The organism is Pseudomonas sp. UBA2684 (assembly GCA_002354655.1).
In the GTDB taxonomy this organism is placed as follows: Bacteria; Pseudomonadota; Gammaproteobacteria; order Pseudomonadales; family Pseudomonadaceae; genus Aquipseudomonas.
Window position 1 is genome coordinate 97,505 of sequence record DELY01000040.1, and the last position, 15,673, is coordinate 113,177.

The 15,673-nt window shown below is 64.0% G+C and carries 18 protein-coding genes; 17 read left to right on the top strand and 1 reads right to left on the bottom strand.

Going from position 1 to position 15,673, the window contains the following annotated elements; all coding sequences use genetic code 11:
- Positions 1 to 100 precede the first annotated feature (100 nt).
- The 3 genes from B3M58_RS13565 to B3M58_RS13575 are packed head-to-tail and all read left to right on the top strand — an operon-like array spanning position 101 to position 3,298.
- Positions 101 to 352 carry an OadG family protein gene (locus tag B3M58_RS13565; RefSeq protein WP_296219832.1) on the top strand — a complete coding sequence of 84 codons (252 nt, stop codon included), beginning with the start codon at positions 101 to 103 and terminating at the stop codon, positions 350 to 352.
- A 25-nt stretch (positions 353 to 377) separates the two neighbouring features.
- Positions 378 to 2,150: a sodium-extruding oxaloacetate decarboxylase subunit alpha gene (oadA, locus tag B3M58_RS13570; protein WP_296219833.1), complete on the top strand. Its 1,773-nt coding sequence runs from the start codon at positions 378 to 380 to the stop codon at positions 2,148 to 2,150.
- Positions 2,151 to 2,161: 11 nt separating this feature from the next.
- Entirely contained in the window at positions 2,162 to 3,298 is a 1,137-nt protein-coding gene (locus tag B3M58_RS13575) for a sodium ion-translocating decarboxylase subunit beta (RefSeq protein WP_296219835.1), read from the top strand.
- A gap of 90 nt (positions 3,299 to 3,388) precedes the next feature.
- On the opposite strand, the gene B3M58_RS13580 is transcribed toward B3M58_RS13575, so the two are convergent.
- Positions 3,389 to 3,715, bottom strand: coding sequence for an Arc family DNA-binding protein (locus tag B3M58_RS13580; protein ID WP_296219836.1), 327 nt, complete (start codon positions 3,713 to 3,715; stop codon positions 3,389 to 3,391).
- Between the two features lie 398 nt (positions 3,716 to 4,113).
- On the opposite strand from B3M58_RS13580, the gene phnC reads away from it, so the two are divergent.
- The 14 genes from phnC to B3M58_RS13650 all read left to right on the top strand — a co-directional run bounded on the left by phnC (position 4,114) and on the right by B3M58_RS13650 (position 15,669).
- Positions 4,114 to 4,947, top strand: coding sequence for a phosphonate ABC transporter ATP-binding protein (gene phnC / locus B3M58_RS13585; protein WP_296219837.1), 834 nt, complete (start codon positions 4,114 to 4,116; stop codon positions 4,945 to 4,947).
- A 55-nt stretch (positions 4,948 to 5,002) separates the two neighbouring features.
- Positions 5,003 to 6,007 (top strand): phosphonate ABC transporter substrate-binding protein, encoded by a 1,005-nt coding sequence (gene phnD, locus B3M58_RS13590; RefSeq protein ID WP_296219839.1) that lies wholly within the window; start codon positions 5,003 to 5,005, stop codon positions 6,005 to 6,007.
- A 66-nt stretch (positions 6,008 to 6,073) separates the two neighbouring features.
- Positions 6,074 to 6,868 carry a phosphonate ABC transporter, permease protein PhnE gene (gene phnE, locus B3M58_RS13595; protein ID WP_296219840.1) on the top strand — a complete coding sequence of 265 codons (795 nt, stop codon included), beginning with the start codon at positions 6,074 to 6,076 and terminating at the stop codon, positions 6,866 to 6,868.
- Between the two features lie 37 nt (positions 6,869 to 6,905).
- Positions 6,906 to 7,610: a phosphonate metabolism transcriptional regulator PhnF gene (gene phnF / locus B3M58_RS13600; protein ID WP_296219842.1), complete on the top strand. Its 705-nt coding sequence runs from the start codon at positions 6,906 to 6,908 to the stop codon at positions 7,608 to 7,610.
- A 14-nt stretch (positions 7,611 to 7,624) separates the two neighbouring features.
- Complete coding sequence (phnG, locus tag B3M58_RS13605; protein ID WP_296219844.1) at positions 7,625 to 8,071, top strand: phosphonate C-P lyase system protein PhnG; 447 nt, start codon at positions 7,625 to 7,627, stop codon at positions 8,069 to 8,071.
- Entirely contained in the window at positions 8,071 to 8,682 is a 612-nt protein-coding gene (gene phnH, locus B3M58_RS13610; protein ID WP_296219845.1) for a phosphonate C-P lyase system protein PhnH, read from the top strand. Before phnG ends, phnH begins: the two co-directional genes overlap by 1 nt.
- Complete coding sequence (locus B3M58_RS13615; protein WP_296219846.1) at positions 8,682 to 9,773, top strand: carbon-phosphorus lyase complex subunit PhnI; 1,092 nt, start codon at positions 8,682 to 8,684, stop codon at positions 9,771 to 9,773. Before phnH ends, B3M58_RS13615 begins: the two co-directional genes overlap by 1 nt.
- Positions 9,770 to 10,648: an alpha-D-ribose 1-methylphosphonate 5-phosphate C-P-lyase PhnJ gene (locus B3M58_RS13620; RefSeq protein ID WP_296219848.1), complete on the top strand. Its 879-nt coding sequence runs from the start codon at positions 9,770 to 9,772 to the stop codon at positions 10,646 to 10,648. The genes B3M58_RS13615 and B3M58_RS13620 overlap by 4 nt, the downstream gene beginning before the upstream one ends.
- On the top strand, positions 10,645 to 11,454 hold the full coding sequence (gene phnK / locus B3M58_RS13625) for a phosphonate C-P lyase system protein PhnK (protein WP_296219850.1): 810 nt from the start codon (positions 10,645 to 10,647) through the stop codon (positions 11,452 to 11,454). Before B3M58_RS13620 ends, phnK begins: the two co-directional genes overlap by 4 nt.
- 116 nt (positions 11,455 to 11,570) lie before the next feature.
- Positions 11,571 to 12,284: a phosphonate C-P lyase system protein PhnL gene (gene phnL, locus B3M58_RS13630; protein ID WP_296219851.1), complete on the top strand. Its 714-nt coding sequence runs from the start codon at positions 11,571 to 11,573 to the stop codon at positions 12,282 to 12,284.
- The gene (locus tag B3M58_RS13635; protein ID WP_296219852.1) at positions 12,274 to 13,419 is read left to right on the top strand and encodes an alpha-D-ribose 1-methylphosphonate 5-triphosphate diphosphatase; all 1,146 of its coding nucleotides are present in this window, start codon (positions 12,274 to 12,276) and stop codon (positions 13,417 to 13,419) included. Before phnL ends, B3M58_RS13635 begins: the two co-directional genes overlap by 11 nt.
- Positions 13,419 to 14,012 carry a phosphonate metabolism protein/1,5-bisphosphokinase (PRPP-forming) PhnN gene (phnN, locus tag B3M58_RS13640; protein ID WP_296219854.1) on the top strand — a complete coding sequence of 198 codons (594 nt, stop codon included), beginning with the start codon at positions 13,419 to 13,421 and terminating at the stop codon, positions 14,010 to 14,012. Before B3M58_RS13635 ends, phnN begins: the two co-directional genes overlap by 1 nt.
- Positions 14,003 to 14,767 (top strand): phosphonate metabolism protein PhnP, encoded by a 765-nt coding sequence (phnP, locus tag B3M58_RS13645; protein WP_296219855.1) that lies wholly within the window; start codon positions 14,003 to 14,005, stop codon positions 14,765 to 14,767. Before phnN ends, phnP begins: the two co-directional genes overlap by 10 nt.
- The gene (locus tag B3M58_RS13650; protein WP_296219856.1) at positions 14,764 to 15,669 is read left to right on the top strand and encodes an MFS transporter; all 906 of its coding nucleotides are present in this window, start codon (positions 14,764 to 14,766) and stop codon (positions 15,667 to 15,669) included. The genes phnP and B3M58_RS13650 overlap by 4 nt, the downstream gene beginning before the upstream one ends.
- The last annotated feature ends 4 nt before the right edge of the window (positions 15,670 to 15,673 follow it).

Sequence of the window (15,673 nt, forward strand, 5' to 3'; positions counted from 1 at the left end):
TGTTTCACGCTAAGGTTCGCCAGCTCTGCCCGGCTGTGCCCGGGCGACTCCTCTAATAAAAGAAAACGCGTCCCCTGAGACGCCGTTATAAGGAGCCACCATGACCCCCAGTCAACTCCTGCTCGAGGGCGTCGAGCTCATGCTGTTTGGCATGGGTTCCGTGTTTCTCTTCCTGGCTCTACTGATTCTGGCGATTCGCCTGATGGCGCGGTTGATCGAGCGCTTCGCGCCGCCGGCCGCATCGCGTGCGGCCGTTGTGCCGGCGCCGACCCAACTCGTCGAGCAACCTGAGCCCGCGGTGCTGGCCGCGATTCAGGCCGCCATTCATCAACACCGCGCGCGCCGCGGTTGATCCAGGTTTGTCAGGGAGTTTGCATATGACTGCTGCGAAAAAAACGCTGGGCATTACCGATGTGGTGCTGCGCGATGCCCATCAATCGATTCTGGCGACTCGCGTACGTTTGGAAGACATGCTGCCGATCGCGCCCAAACTCGACCAGGTGGGCTTTTGGTCGGTAGAGTCCTGGGGCGGCGCGACCTTCGATGCCTGTATCCGTTACCTCGGCGAAGACCCTTGGCATCGTATCCGCGAGCTGAAGAAGGCCATGCCCAATACCCGTCAGCAAATGCTCCTGCGCGGACAGAATTTGCTGGGCTACCGCCACTACGCCGATGACGTGGTGGAAAAGTTCGTCGAGCGCGCCGCGGTCAATGGCGTCGATGTGTTCCGTGTGTTCGATGCGATGAACGATCCGCGCAACCTGCAGACTGCGCTGAAGGCGGTCAAGCAGCAGGGCAAGCATGCCCAGGGCACGATTTCCTACACCACCAGCCCGGTGCATACCCTGGAAATGTGGGTCGATCTGGCCAAGCAGATCGAAGACATGGGCGCCGATTCGGTGGCGATCAAGGACATGGCTGGCATCCTCAACCCGTACATCGCGTTCGAGTTGGTATCGCGCCTCAAGGCCAGTCTGTCGATCCCCATTCACATGCAGTGCCATGCGACTGCCGGCCTCTCCACCGCGGCCATTCTCAAGGCCGTGGAAGCCGGTATCGACAACGTCGACACCGCAATTTCCTCGCTGTCGATGACCTACGGCCATTCGCCGACTGAGTCGGTGGTGGCGATCTTCCAGGGCTCCGAGCGCGACACCGGGCTGAACCTGGAGCTGCTCGAAGAAATCGCCGCCTACTTCCGCGAAGTGCGGAAGAAGTACGCCAAGTTCGAGGGCAACCTCAAAGGCGTCGATTCGCGCATCCTGGTCGCCCAGGTGCCGGGCGGCATGCTCACCAATATGGAGAGCCAGCTGAAAGAACAAGGCGCCCAGGATAAGTTCGACGACGTGCTGGCGGAGATCCCGCGGGTGCGCGAAGACCTCGGCTTTATCCCGCTGGTGACGCCGACCTCGCAGATTGTCGGCACCCAGGCGGTGATTAACGTGCTCACCGGCGAGCGCTACAAGTCGATCACCAAGGAAACCGCCGGCGTGCTCAAGGGTGAATACGGTGCGGCCCCCGCGCCGTTCAACTCGGCGCTGCAAGCCCGCGTGCTGGATGGTGCTCAAGCGATTACCTGCCGCCCGGCCGATCTGCTCAGTGCGGAAATGCACCGCTTGACCGCTGAGCTCAAGGGCCTTGCCGAGGAGAAAGGCATCACGCTGGCCAAGGACGAAATCGATGACGTGCTGACCTATGCGCTGTTCCCGCAGATCGGTCTGAAGTTTCTGGAAAATCGCGGTAACCCGGCAGCCTTCGAGCCGACCCCGAACGGTAAGGATGCGCCGTCTCGCGAGGCCGGCAAGCCTGAGGTCTACACCGTCGAAGTCAGCGGCAAGTCCTACGTGGTGCAGGTCAATGAGGGCGGCGATATCGACGGCATCAAGCCGCTGGGTAGCGCTACGCCTGCCGCGGTTATCGCCGCGCCGGCGGGGGCTGGTGAGCCGCAAGCGGCGCCGCTGGCGGGCAACATCTTCAAGGTCTTGGTGCAGCCAGGCGAGGTGGTCGAGGACGGGCAGTTGGTGATCATCCTCGAGGCGATGAAGATGGAAACCGAGATCCGTGCGTTCAAGGCCGGTACTGTCGGCGCGGTTAACGTCAAGGTGGGCGATTCGGTGGCGGTGGGCGACAGCCTGCTGACCATTGGCTGAGGACGGAATTCATGGAGAAGCTCCTCAAGTTGTGGCAAAGCACGGGTCTGTATCACATCGAGCCAGGGCAGGCGTTGATGATGGTGATTTGCCTGGGCCTGATCTACCTGGCGATCAGAAAAGGCTTCGAGCCGCTGCTGCTGATCCCGATTGGCTTCGGCGGTTTGCTGGCGAACATTCCGGTGGCCGGGATGGCCGAAGGCAGTGGGATTTTGCACCTGTTCTATGAGGTGGGTCTGCCGACCAGTGTGTTCCCGTTGCTGATTTTCATGGGCGTCGGGGCGATGACCGATTTCGGTCCGATGCTGGCCAACCCGAAGACCTTGTTCCTGGGGGCGGCCGCGCAGTTCGGCATCTTCGGGACGTTGATCGGTGCATTGGCGCTGACCTCGCTGGGCATTCCTGGCCTGGAATTCACCCTGCGCGAAGCGGCGTCGATTGCGATTATCGGCGGTGCCGATGGCCCGACGTCGATCTTCGTCACCTCCAAGTTGGCGCCCGATTTGCTCGGCCCGATTGCCGTGGCGGCGTATTCGTACATGGCCCTGGTGCCGCTGATTCAGCCGCCGATCATGCGGGCGCTGACCACCAAGGAAGAGCGCGCCATCGTCATGCAGCAACTGCGGCATGTCAGCCAGGTCGAGAAAATCGTCTTTCCGCTGGTGCTGTGCCTGCTGGTCGGCATGCTGCTGCCAGATGCCGCGCCGCTGGTGGGTATGTTCGCCTTCGGCAACCTGCTGCGCGAGGCCGGGGTAGTCGAGCGGTTGGCCGATACCTCGCGCAACGCGCTGATCAATATCGTCACCATTGCTCTGGGCCTGACGGTCGGCTCCAAGCTGTCGGCCGAATCCTTCTTGCAGCTGAAGACCCTGGGTATTCTGGTGTTGGGCATGGTCGCGTTCTGTGGCGGCACGGCGGCAGGGGTGTTGATGGCCAAGCTGATGAACCTGTTCAGCGATAACAAGATCAACCCGTTGATCGGTTCGGCTGGCGTATCGGCGGTGCCAATGGCGGCGCGGGTGTCGAACAAGGTTGGCCTGGAAGCCAACCCGCAGAACTTCCTGTTGATGCATGCCATGGGGCCGAACGTGGCCGGGGTGATCGGTTCGGCGGTGGCGGCGGGGGTGCTGCTCAGCTTTATCGGCTGATGCATGCCGCCCGAAAAAGCTGCCAGGTTAGGCAGCCTTTTCGGGCACACAAAAAAACCGGCCAGAAGCCGGTTTTTTTATTGCTGACATTTACGCTTCTTCAGCAGCCATTTCGGCGTCATGGGCAATCAATGCCACCAGGGCATTCTGTTGACGACGCGACAGCTGGCGGAAGCGTTGCAGCAGCTCACGCTCATGCAAAGACAACTCGGGGCTGTCTAGGCGCACTTCAAGATCGTCACCCAGCGTGCCCTCTTGGAGCATGCTCTGCTCGAGGCGGGCGATGATCTCCGAGTTCATGCTGCGGTGATGATTACGCGCTACATCAGCGATGCGCTCGCGCATGCCATCGGGCAAGCGAACGACGAACTTGTCAGCCGTACGGCTGGAATAAATAGCCTGTTTCATAGGGCGCATACATTAAACCGGTTAGTTCAGGGAAGCGATGCTGGCATTGAGCTGCAGGATTGTCACCGGTTTGACCATCTTTAGCACTAGCCGTTCAACCAGAATCGCCATTCGCGTCGTTTATGACCTTGCGGTCACCTAAACAATTCATTGACGCCAATTACGTGTCGCATTTTGACTAAGGTGCAGGCTTTTTGCCAGCACCGGTTGTCAGAAATGCGTGTCATTGGACACAAACTGGACATTTCGTTCACCGCTTCAGCAAAACCTTCAAGCAATCGTCACTTAAGCGTCATGGCTCATTAACGGGGCTGACACAGGATTTGCCTACCTTGGTCTACACCAGCGAGCAGCCTGGCAGATGGCGGCCTGGCGTCGCCGAGTAACCGTTAATAAGAGGGCATCCCATGAATGCAGTGATCCGCGTTGAGAGTCTGAACAAAACGTTCGGCCGCAAACAGGCGCTGTACGACCTGGCCTTGTCCGTGCAACCAGGTGAAATGGTCGCGTTGATCGGCGCATCGGGCTCCGGCAAGTCGACCTTGTTGCGGCATGTCGCGGGTCTGGCCTGTGGCGATCGCAGCGGCGCTGGACGCATTCACGTGTTGGGCCGCGAGGTGCAGGCTCAAGGGCGCTTGAGTAGCGATGTGCGTCGACTACGCGCGGATATTGGGTACATCTTCCAGCAATTCAATCTGGTCGGTCGCTTGAGCGTAGTACAGAACGTATTGCTTGGCTGCCTGGGCCGTACGCCACGCTGGCGCGGCACCTTGGGCCTGTTCACCGTTGAAGAAAAGCAGCGTGCGCTGCATGCCCTGAAGCGTGTCGGCCTGGCCGATCTGGCCATGCAGCGCGCCTCGACGCTGTCCGGCGGCCAGCAGCAGCGCGTAGCGATTGCCCGTGCCCTGTGCCAACGCGCCAAGGTGATTCTGGCCGACGAGCCGATTGCCTCGCTGGACCCCGAGTCGGCGCGCAAGGTCATGCAGATTCTCGCCGACATCAACCGCGAAGACGGCACCACCGTGGTGGTCACCCTGCATCAGGTCGACTACGCCACGCGTTATTGCCAGCGCGCCGTGGCCTTGAAGGGCGGACGCATCCATTTCGACGGGCCGACCGTCGACCTCAACCCGAATTTCCTCAATGACCTCTACGGCGCCGACCTCGATACCAGCCTGCTGGTTGATAAGCCGCGCCGCCAGCGTCCACAGGATGTGCCGCTGACCCTGGCCAAAGCCTGATCGCCGCAGCCTCCGCCTTATTTCCGAACGCCAACCCGCAACAGGAGTGCTTTGCATGTTTAAACGCATCAGTCACGTTCTCGCCGCCTCGGCACTGCTGACCGGCTCGATTCTGGGCAGCGCCCAGGCCGCCGAGCAGGAAATCAATTTCGGCATCATTTCCACCGAGTCGTCGCAGAACCTCAAGGGTACTTGGGACCCGTTCCTCGCCGACATGAGCAAGCAGACCGGCATGAAGATCAATGCCTTCTTCGCCCCGGACTACGCCGGGATCATCCAGGGCATGCGCTTCGACAAGGTCGACGTGGCCTGGTACGGCAACAAGGCAGCGATGGAAGCGGTGGATCGCGCCGGTGGCGAGGTATTCGCCCAGACCGTCGCAGCCAACGGCTCCCAGGGTTATTACAGCCTGATGGTGGCGCACCAGGACAGCCCGCTCAATTCGATCGCGGACATGCTGAAAAACGCCAAGAACCTGACTTTCGCCAACGGCGATCCGAACTCCACTTCGGGTTATCTGGTGCCCGGTTACTACGTGTTCGCGCAGAACAATGTCGATGCCAACAAGATCTTCAAACGCGCGCTGAACGGCAGCCATGAGGTCAACGCGCTGTCGGTGGCCAACAAGCAGGTCGATGTCGGCACCTTCAACAGCGAGGGCATGGAACGTCTGGAAATCACCGCGCCGGACAAAGCCGCGCAGCTGAAAGTGATCTGGACCTCGCCGCTGATCCCGTCCGACCCGATGGTCTGGCGCAAGAACCTCAGCGCCGAAGACAAAATCAAGCTGCGCGAGTTCTTCATGACCTACGGCGACCAGCCCGCCGAGCTGAAGGTTCTGGAAGGTCTGCAGTGGGGCAAGTTCCGCGCCTCCGACGATGAGCAGCTCCTGCCGATCCGTCAGCTCGAACTGTTCAAGCAGCGCAGCGAAGTGGCCAACAACACCAAGCTGTCCGACGCCGACAAGCAGGCCAAGTTGCAGGCGCTGGACGAGCAACTGGCCAAGCTGGAACAGCGCATGGCCGAGCGTGAGCAACAGAACGCCGCCAGCGCTGGCTGATCGCGCCAGTCGCCTGGTCCACCAGGGCCGGGCGACTGACCCCGTCGTTTTTATCGAGAGAGCGTTATGACCACCCTGATGTCCACCTCCACCCTCGATGCCAGCGGCAAACGCTCCTGGCCGCAGTTGCTCGGTTGGGGCCTGTTCTTCGCGATGCTGGCCTGGTCCTGGCAGGGCGCCGAGATGAACCCGCTCGGCCTGATCCGCGACTCCAGCAACATGGCGACCTTCGCCGCAGACTTCTTTCCGCCGGACTTCAGCAACTGGGAGCTGTACCTCAAGGAGATGATCGTCACCGTGCAGATCGCCTTGTGGGGCACGGTGCTGGCGATCGTCTGCGCGATTCCGCTGGGCATCCTGTGTTCCGCCAATATCGTGCCGTGGTGGGTGTATCAGCCGGTGCGTCGGGTGATGGACGCCTGCCGGTCGATCAACGAAATGGTCTTCGCCATGCTCTTTGTGGTGGCCGTCGGCCTAGGCCCGTTCGCCGGGGTGTTGGCACTGTTTATCGGCACCACCGGGGTGCTCGCCAAGCTGTTCGCCGAGGCGGTCGAGGCCATCGATCCGGGGCCGGTCGAAGGGGTGCGCGCCACCGGCGCCAGCGCCATGCAGGAGGTGATCTTCGGCGTCATCCCGCAAGTGCTGCCGCTGTGGATTTCCTACTCGCTGTACCGCTTCGAGTCCAACGTGCGCTCGGCCACGGTGGTCGGCATGGTCGGTGCCGGCGGGGTTGGGGTGATTCTCTGGGAAGCGATTCGCGGCTTCCAGTTCGCCCAGACCTGCGCCTTGCTGATCGTGATCATCCTGGTGGTAAGCCTGATCGACATCCTCTCGCAGCGCCTGCGCAAACAGTTCATCTGACGGAGACCAGGGTGCCTGCGGGCGCCCTTAATACGCCATGCACTTGTCTAGACAAATCGAACCGCTGTACCGCGAGCTGGCTGCCGTGTTGCGTGCCGAAGTGCAGTTGCTGGCACCCGGCGATTACCTGCCGGGGGAAATCCAGCTGGCCGCGCGTTTCGCGGTCAACCGCCACACCCTGCGCCGCGCGGTGGATGAACTGGTGCTCGAAGGCCGCCTGCTGCGCCAGCAGGGTAAAGGCACGCGGGTGCTGGCCCGGCCGCTGATCTATCCGGTGGAAGCTGGCAGCGCCTACAGCGATTCGCTGTCCGCGCTGGGCCATCGGGTCGAGGCGCAATTGCTCGAGCGGCGCCAGCGCACGGCCACCCAGGAGGAATGCCAGCACCTGCAACTGAGCGCCGCCGCCGATGTGCTGGAACTGAGCACCCTGCGCCTGCTCGACGGTCAGCCGGTCAGCCTAATTCGTCACCGCTTCTGCGCCAGCCGTGTGGCCTTACTCGCCGCTTACCGGGGCGGCTCGTTGCGCCATTACCTGGCCGAGCGCGACCTGCCGCTGACTCGCACCTTCAGCCTGATCGGCGCGCGCCTGCCGAGCCGCGACGAAGCTGCGCGCCTGCTGATGCCGCAACACGCGCCGCTGCTCAGCGTACTTACCTTGTCCCGCGACATGGCCGGGCGGCCGGTGGAGTTGGCCTTATCGACCAGCCGCGCCGACCGCTTCCAGTACCAGGTCGCGCCCTGATGGAGACCTTGACCATGCCCCACGATCCACAGATCGCCACCCGCCAGCGCTGGATGGGTGTACTCGCCCGTGCCGGCGGCCAATTGGCGGCCTACGCGTCGGCGTTGCAGGAAGCCGAATACCGCCTGATTCGCGCCCCGGAAATCGGCATGACCCTGGTGCGCGGACGCATGGGCGGCACCGGCAGCCCGTTCAACCTCGGCGAAATGAGCGTGACCCGCTGCGTGGTGCGCCTGGCCGATGGCCGCACCGGTTACAGCTACGTAGCGGGCCGCGACAAACAACACGCCGAACTGGCGGCCCTGGCCGACGCGCATTTGCAAGGCGTCGAGCAGCCGCATTGGCTGAGCCGGCTGATCGAGCCCCTGGCCGCCGCTCAGCAGGCGCAACAGGCGGCCAAGGCCGCCGAAACCGCAACCACCCAGGTGGAATTCTTCACCCTGGTCAGAGGAGACGACTGATGAACGCGGCGAATAGCTCGCAATGGCTGCAACCGGCCTTCAACGACCCGGTGCTGGACGCGCAGACCAGCTTCCGCAGCGCCCTCAAGGCCCTGGCCGAGCCTGGCCTGGTGCAACCGCTGAACCGCGCCCTGGCGCTGGAAAATCTGCATCCGGCGACCTACGCCCTGTGCCTGGCGTTTCTCGATGGCGACACGCCGCTGTGGCTGGCGCCGCGTTTCGACACCCCAGCGATCCGCGCCAACCTGGCGTTTCACTGCGGCTGCCCGATTGTCGCCGAGCGTGAGCTGGCGCTGTTTGCCCTGCTCGATGACAGCGAACTGACGGACCTGTCGGCCTTCGACAATGGCAGCGAGCGCTACCCGGACCAGTCCTGCACCCTGCTGATCCAACTGGATACCCTCGGCAATGGCGCAGCCCTGCGCTGGCGCGGGCCGGGGATCAAGGACGTACGCAGCGTCGAGCTGCCGCTGCCAGCGGCGTTCTGGCAGCAGCGCCAGGCACGCAGCGCCTTTCCCCGTGGCCTGGATGCCTTCTTCGCCGCTGGCGAGCAAGTGATCGGCCTGCCGCGCAGCACCCGCGTGCTGGTCAAAACCGAGGAGGCCGCCTGATGTACGTCGCCGTCAAAGGTGGCGAGCGCGCCATCGACAATGCCCACTTGCTGCTGGCGAAAAAGCGCCGTGGCGATACCGCGATTCCCGAACTCAGCGTCGAGCAGGTGCGCGAGCAAATGCCGCTGGCCGTGGCGCGGGTCATGAGCGAAGGCTCGCTGTACGACCCGCAGTTGGCTGCATTGGCGATCAAGCAGGCGGCCGGCGACCTGATGGAGGCGATCTTCCTGCTGCGCGCCTACCGCACCACGCTGCCGCGCTTCGGCGCCAGCTCCGCGCTGGACACCACGCAGATGCAGCTCTCCCGGCGCATTTCGGCCACCTTCAAGGACCTGCCAGGCGGCCAGCTGCTCGGCCCGACCTTCGACTACAGCCACCGTCTGCTGGATTTCGCCTTGCTGGCCGAAGGCGAAAAGCCAGGGCCGCAGGTCGATCCGCTGGCTGAACTGTCGCCGTGCCCGCGGGTGCTGGATTTTCTCGCCGACGAAGGCCTGATGGCCCGCGAGGCGGATGACCGCGCCACCGTGCCGGATATCACCCGCGAGCCGCTGGATTTTCCCGCTAGCCGCGCCCAGCGCCTGCAGGCCCTGGCCCGGGGTGATGAAGGCTTTCTATTGGCCCTGGGTTATTCCACCCAGCGCGGCTACGGCCGTAATCACCCGTTTGCCGGGGAGATTCGCATCGGCGAAGTCGAGGTCTGGCTGGAGCCGGAAGAACTCGGCTTCGCCGTGCCGCTGGGCGATATCGAGGTGACCGAGTGCGAGATGGTCAACCAGTTCGTCGGCGGCAAGGGCATCGATGCGCAGTTCACCCGTGGCTACGGCCTGGCCTTCGGCTATGCCGAGCGCAAAGCCATGGGCATGGCCCTGGTCGACCGTTCGCTGCGCGCGGCGGAATACGCCGAAGAGGTGGAAGGCCCGGCGCAGCAGGAAGAGTTCGTGCTGATGCACTGCGACAACGTCGAGGCGGCGGGCTTCGTCTCGCACCTGAAATTGCCGCACTACGTCGACTTTCAATCCGAGCTGGAGCTGATCCGCAAACTGCGCAAGCAGACATGCGAGCAGTCGGCCGCCGAGGAGCAACGCGCATGAATGCCCAAAGCCAGATCACTCACGCCCTGGAAGCCGGGTACAACTTCGCCTATCTCGATGAGCAGACGAAAAGAATGATCCGCCGTGGCCTGCTCAAGGCCGTGGCCATCCCCGGTTATCAGGTGCCGTTCGGTGGCCGCGAGATGCCGCTGCCCTATGGCTGGGGCACCGGCGGCATGCAGCTGACCGCTGCCATTCTCGGTGCCGAGGATGTGCTCAAAGTGATCGATCAGGGCGCGGATGACACCACCAACGCGGTGTCGATCCGGCGCTTTTTTGCCCGCACGGCTGGGGTCAAAACCACCACCCGCACCCCCGAGGCGACGGTGATCCAGACTCGCCACCGCATCCCGGAAACGCCGCTGACCGGCGAGCAGATCATGGTCTATCAGGTGCCGATTCCCGAGCCGCTGCGCTTTATCGAGCCCTCGGAAACCGAGACCCGCACCATGCACGCGCTGGAAGATTACGGCGTGATGCACGTAAAACTGTACGAGGACATCGCCACCTTCGGCCATATCGCCACCAGCTACGCCTACCCGGTGACGGTGGATGAGCGCTACGTGATGGACCCCTCGCCGATCCCCAAATTCGACAACCCCAAGCTGCACATGAGCCCGGCGCTGATGCTGTTTGGCGCCGGCCGCGAGAAGCGCCTGTACGCCGTGCCGCCGTTCACCCGCGTGGTGAGCCTGGATTTCGCCGATCACCCGTTCGAGATCCAGCGCTGGGACGAATGCTGTGCCTTCTGCGGCAGCCAGGATTCTTACCTCGACGAGCTGATCGTCGATGACGCCGGGACCAAGCGCTTCGTCTGCTCCGACACCGATTACTGCATGCAACGCCGTGACCTTGAAGAGGAGGGCGCGCAATGAGTGCTGCCGAACAGTTGCACCTGCACAACGACACGGCGCAGCCGCTGTTCAGCGTGCGTGACCTGACCCGCCTGTACGGTCCGGAGACGGGCTGCCAGGGCGTGTCCTTCGATCTGTATCCGGGCGAGGTGCTGGGCATTGTTGGCGAGTCCGGCTCGGGCAAGTCGACCCTGCTCAGCCTGCTCTCTGGGCGTTGCCCGCCGGATCGCGGCGCAGTCAGTTATCGCGACAGCGCCGGCAACTGGCTCGATCTGTACAGCGCCAGCGAAGCGCAGCGGCGCACGCTGCTGCGCACCGAGTGGGGCTTTGTCGAGCAGAACCCGCGTGACGGTCTGCGCATGGGCGTGTCGGCCGGGGCCAATATCGGCGAGCGGCTGATGGCTCAGGGCGTGCGCCATTACGGCGAACTGCGCGCGGCCGGCATCGGCTGGCTGAAACAGGTGGAGATCGACCCGCTACGTATCGACGACTTGCCGCGCACCTTCTCCGGCGGCATGCAGCAGCGTTTGCAGATCGCCCGCAACCTGGTCTCCAGCCCACGTCTGATCTTTATGGACGAACCCACCGGCGGCCTCGATGTGTCGGTGCAGGCGCGCCTGCTTGATCTGCTGCGCGGGCTGGTGCGCGAGCTGGACCTGGCGGTGGTGATCGTCACCCACGACCTGGCGGTGGCGCGCTTGCTCGCGGATCGGCTGATGGTGATGCGCCGCTCCCAGGTGGTCGAGGCCGGTCTGACCGACCAGATTCTCGATGATCCGCAGCATCCCTATTCGCAGTTGCTGGTGTCGTCGGTGTTGCAGCCCTGACGAGACTCTGTGTGGTAGGGCGGACATGCCGAAGGCTTGTCCGCCAACGGGCTGGCAGCGGTGGACAAGGCTTCGCCATGTCCACCCTACGGGTACAGGTTTAATCCGAGGTGTGTATGAACAACCTGATCGAGGTCTCCGGCCTCAGCAAGACCTTCACCCTGCATCAGCAGCACGGCGTGGTGCTGAATGTGTTGAGCGGGCTGCATTTCAGCGTGCGCGCTGGCGAGTGCCTGGTGTTGCACGGCCAATCCGGCGCCGGCAAGTCGACCTTGCTGCGCACCCTGTACGGCAATTACCTGGCCGCTGGCGGCAGCATTCGCGTGTTGCACAACGGCGAATGGGTCGAGCTGGTCGGCGCCGAGCCGCGCCAGGTGCTGGCGGTACGCCGGCAGACCCTGGGCTACGTCAGCCAGTTTCTGCGGGTGATTCCCCGGGTCGCCACCCTGGATGTGGTGATGGAACCGGCCCTGGCCCGTGGTTGGCGCAAGGCCGATGCCGAGGCGCGGGCGAAAAGCCTGCTGAGTCGCCTGAATATTCCCCAGGCCCTGTGGCAGTTGGCCCCCGGCACCTTCTCCGGCGGCGAGCAGCAGCGGGTGAATATCGCCCGCGGCTTTATGGTCGCCTGGCCGCTGCTGCTGCTGGACGAACCCACCGCCTCGCTGGACGACGCCAACCGTCAGGTGGTGCTGGAGCTGATCGATGAAGCCAAGGCCGCAGGCAGCTCGCTGATCGGCATCTTCCACGACCGTGCCGCCCGCGAGGCGGTGGCCGAGCGCTTTCTGGACATGAGCGCTACGGCGCAGCAGGAGTACATCTATGCCAGCTGAGCAGATTTTCACCAACGCGAGGATCGTCACCGCCGAGCAGGCGTTTGTCGGCACCCTGGTGCTGCGTGACGGCCTGATTGTTCAGGTGCAAGAGGGCGTCAGCGGCCTGCCCCAGGCGCAGGACCTCGGCGGCGATTACCTGCTACCCGGCCTGGTCGAGCTGCACACCGACAACCTGGAAAAGTACATGAGCCCACGGCCGGGGGTGGATTGGCCATCGGCCTCGGCGGTGCTGACCCACGATGCGCAGATCGCCTCGGCCGGCATCACCACGGTGTTCGATGCCCTGGCGATTGGCGACGTCAACCCGCGTGGCAAGCGTATGCAGCAACTGCCGGCCATGCTCGACGCCATCGCCGACGCCGCCGCGGCCGGGTATCTACGCGCCGACCACCGCCTGCACCTGCGCTGCGAGCTGTGCCACCCGGACAGCCTGGCGGTGTTTCGCGATCTGGTCGAGCACCCGCTGGTGCAGCTGGTCTCGGTGATGGATCACTCGCCGGGCCAGCGCCAGTTCGCCAAGGAAGACAAATACCGCGAGTACTACATGGGCAAATATCACCTCAGCGAGGCGGAAATGGATGCCTTTGTGCGCGAGCAGGTGGCTAACTCCCTGGAGTTCAGCGACCGCCATCGTCGCGCGATTGTCGCGGATTGCCACGCCCGTGGCCTGTCTCTGGCCAGTCATGACGACGCGACCCTGGCCCACGTGCAGGAGTCGGCGGGCTTCGGCATGTCCATCGCCGAATTTCCCACTACCCTGGAGGCGGCCAAAGCCAGCCACGAGCTGGGTCTGAAGGTGCTGATGGGCGCACCGAATATCGTTCGCGGCGGCTCGCACTCGGGCAATATTGCCGCCGCCGAGCTGGCCCGCCATGAGGTGCTGGATATCCTCTCCAGCGACTACTACCCGGCCAGCCTGTTGCAGGCCGCTGTGCTGCTGGCCGGGCAGGATAACGACTATGATCTGCCGCGGGCGATTGCCACCGTCAGCCGCGTGCCGGCACAGGCGGCAGGGCTGGATGATCGTGGCGAAATCCGCGTCGGCCTGCGTGCCGACCTGGTGCAGGCACAGGTGCACGGAGGCCAGGCGGTGATCCAGCAGGTCTGGCGACAAGCGAAAAGGGTGTTCTGATGAGCGGCCGGTTGATCTATCTGATGGGGCCTTCGGGCTCGGGCAAGGACAGCCTGTTGCATGCCGCGCGCGAGCGCCTGGCCGAACGTGGTTGCGTGATCGCCCGGCGAGTGATTACCCGCTCGGCCGAAGCGGTGGGCGAGGATGCCATCGGCGTTGCGCCTGCCGAGTTCGAGCAACAGGAAGCCGCCGGCGCCTTTGTCCTGAGCTGGCGCGCCAACGGCCTGGCCTATGGCATCCCACGGCAGATCGACGACTGGCTGGCGGCGGGCCAGGACGTGCTGGTCAATGGCTCGCGCGGCCACCTGGCCCAGGCCCGCCAGCGTTATCCTGAGTTACTGGCAATTCTGCTGCAGGTGGATGAAGCGGCCCTGCGGCAGCGCCTGCAAGCGCGCGGACGGGAAAGCGCCGAGCAGATTGAGGCCCGCCTGGCGCGCAGCCGCGAACTGCAACCGCTCCCTCGCCCCTCCGGGGAGAGGGCTGGGGAGAGGGGAGAGGCCGAATCGCAATGGCTGCTGAATAACTCCGGCCCGCTCGAACAGACCGTCACCCAGTTGCTGCAACTGCTTAGCGATCCCCGCGCATGCGCCTGACCCTGCTCGGCAGCGGCGATGCGCGTCAGGTGCCGGTGTATAACTGCAGCTGCGTGGCCTGCGACAGCGCGCGGGTGTATCCGGCGCGCCGGCGCGGGCCATGCTGCGCCTTGATTGAATGCGGTGCGCAGCGCTGGCTGATCGACAGCGGCCTGACCGATCTGTGCGAGCGCTTCCCACCCCACAGCCTGAGCGGCATCCTGCAAACCCATTACCACGCCGATCACGCCCAAGGCCTGCTGCACCTGCGCTGGGGGCAGGGGCTGGTGATTCCGGTGCATGGCCCGGATGACCTGCAAGGCTTGGCCGATCTGTACAAACACCCCGGTATTCTCGATTTCAGCCAGCCGTTTGCCGCATTCGAGCGCCGCCAACTGGGCGAGTTGAGCGTGACGGCGCTGCCGCTGAATCACTCCAAGCCGACCTTTGGGTACTTATTTGAAGGGCAGGGGCTTGAGGGGCAAGCGCGGCGTATCGCCTACCTCACCGATACCCTAGGCGTGCCCGACGCCAGTGCCGAGGTGCTGCGAAAGCAACCGCTGGATCTGCTGGTGCTGGACTGCTCCACCGCACCGCAACCCATCGCTCCGCGCAACCACAACGACCTGACCCGCGCGCTGGAGGTGGTCGAGCGCCTCCAGCCAAGGCAGACCGTGCTGACCCATATTGGTCATACATTCGACGCCTGGCTGTTGGAACACCCCGATGTCTTGCCGAGCGACGTGAGCCTGGCCTTTGATGGACGGGTGTTATGAATAACGCCCGCCGCCTGACCCTGCTGCTGTGCGGCGCGGAAACCCTGGGCATGGCCGGCTTTGCTCTGTTTGCCGCCTTGCTGCCGGATTTCCAGGCGCTGTGGGGGCTGAGCAACACTCAGGCGGGCTGGATCGGCGGCGGGTTTTTTCTCGGCTATATGGTTGCGGTGCCGATCCTGACCGGGCTGACCGATAAATACGATGCGCGGCTGATCTACCTGGCGGCGATGCTGCTGACCGCCGTGGCCAATGCCGGCTTTGTCTTCGCCGATGGCTTCTGGTCGGCCCTGGCCTGGCGGGTGCTGGCGGGCGTCGGCCTGGCCGGCACCTATATGCCGGGGCTCAAGGCGCTGTCCGAACGGATCGAAGGGCCGGCGCAGTCCCGTGCCGTGGCCTTCTATACGGCGAGCTTCGGCCTGGGCACGGCGCTGTCGTTTATCCTCGCCGGCGAGCTGGCCAAATTCGGCGGCTGGCAGTTGCCGACCCTGCTCAGTGGCGTGTGCGCCTTGCTGGCCTGGGCCATGGTCTATTGGGGGTTGCAGCCCAAGGCGGTGGTGCAGCATGCACCGCGCAAACTGCTGGACCTGAGCCCGCTGAAAAACCGTGCGGTTGCGGCCTACTGCCTGGCCTATGCGGTGCATAACCTTGAGCTGTTTGCCCTGCGCGCCTGGGTGGTGGCCTTTGTGGTGTTTTCCGGGCAGTTGCAAGGCAGTGCGCCTTGGCTGTCGGCTACTTGGGTGGCGATGCTGGTGACCCTGATTGGCATGCCCGCGAGCATCTTCGGCAATGAGCTGGCACTGCGTTTCGGTCGGCAGCGCTGGCTGATCGCGGTGATGCTCAGTTCGGCCGTGCTGGCGGTGTTTATCGGCCTGAGTGCGGCCTTGCTGCGGATTCCACGCTGACTCG

Excerpts from the sequence above, each read along its gene's own strand:
- B3M58_RS13565 (WP_296219832.1), top strand. The coding sequence starts at position 101 with ATGACCCCCAGTCAACTCCTGCTCGAGGGCGTCGAGCTCATGCTGTTT.
- oadA (WP_296219833.1), top strand. The coding sequence starts at position 378 with ATGACTGCTGCGAAAAAAACGCTGGGCATTACCGATGTGGTGCTGCGC.
- B3M58_RS13575 (WP_296219835.1), top strand. The coding sequence starts at position 2,162 with ATGGAGAAGCTCCTCAAGTTGTGGCAAAGCACGGGTCTGTATCACATC.
- B3M58_RS13580 (WP_296219836.1), bottom strand. The coding sequence starts at position 3,715 with ATGCGCCCTATGAAACAGGCTATTTATTCCAGCCGTACGGCTGACAAG.
- phnC (WP_296219837.1), top strand. The coding sequence starts at position 4,114 with ATGAATGCAGTGATCCGCGTTGAGAGTCTGAACAAAACGTTCGGCCGC.
- phnD (WP_296219839.1), top strand. The coding sequence starts at position 5,003 with ATGTTTAAACGCATCAGTCACGTTCTCGCCGCCTCGGCACTGCTGACC.
- phnE (WP_296219840.1), top strand. The coding sequence starts at position 6,074 with ATGACCACCCTGATGTCCACCTCCACCCTCGATGCCAGCGGCAAACGC.
- phnF (WP_296219842.1), top strand. The coding sequence starts at position 6,906 with ATGCACTTGTCTAGACAAATCGAACCGCTGTACCGCGAGCTGGCTGCC.
- phnG (WP_296219844.1), top strand. The coding sequence starts at position 7,625 with ATGCCCCACGATCCACAGATCGCCACCCGCCAGCGCTGGATGGGTGTA.
- phnH (WP_296219845.1), top strand. The coding sequence starts at position 8,071 with ATGAACGCGGCGAATAGCTCGCAATGGCTGCAACCGGCCTTCAACGAC.
- B3M58_RS13615 (WP_296219846.1), top strand. The coding sequence starts at position 8,682 with ATGTACGTCGCCGTCAAAGGTGGCGAGCGCGCCATCGACAATGCCCAC.
- B3M58_RS13620 (WP_296219848.1), top strand. The coding sequence starts at position 9,770 with ATGAATGCCCAAAGCCAGATCACTCACGCCCTGGAAGCCGGGTACAAC.
- phnK (WP_296219850.1), top strand. The coding sequence starts at position 10,645 with ATGAGTGCTGCCGAACAGTTGCACCTGCACAACGACACGGCGCAGCCG.
- phnL (WP_296219851.1), top strand. The coding sequence starts at position 11,571 with ATGAACAACCTGATCGAGGTCTCCGGCCTCAGCAAGACCTTCACCCTG.
- B3M58_RS13635 (WP_296219852.1), top strand. The coding sequence starts at position 12,274 with ATGCCAGCTGAGCAGATTTTCACCAACGCGAGGATCGTCACCGCCGAG.
- phnN (WP_296219854.1), top strand. The coding sequence starts at position 13,419 with ATGAGCGGCCGGTTGATCTATCTGATGGGGCCTTCGGGCTCGGGCAAG.
- phnP (WP_296219855.1), top strand. The coding sequence starts at position 14,003 with ATGCGCCTGACCCTGCTCGGCAGCGGCGATGCGCGTCAGGTGCCGGTG.
- B3M58_RS13650 (WP_296219856.1), top strand. The coding sequence starts at position 14,764 with ATGAATAACGCCCGCCGCCTGACCCTGCTGCTGTGCGGCGCGGAAACC.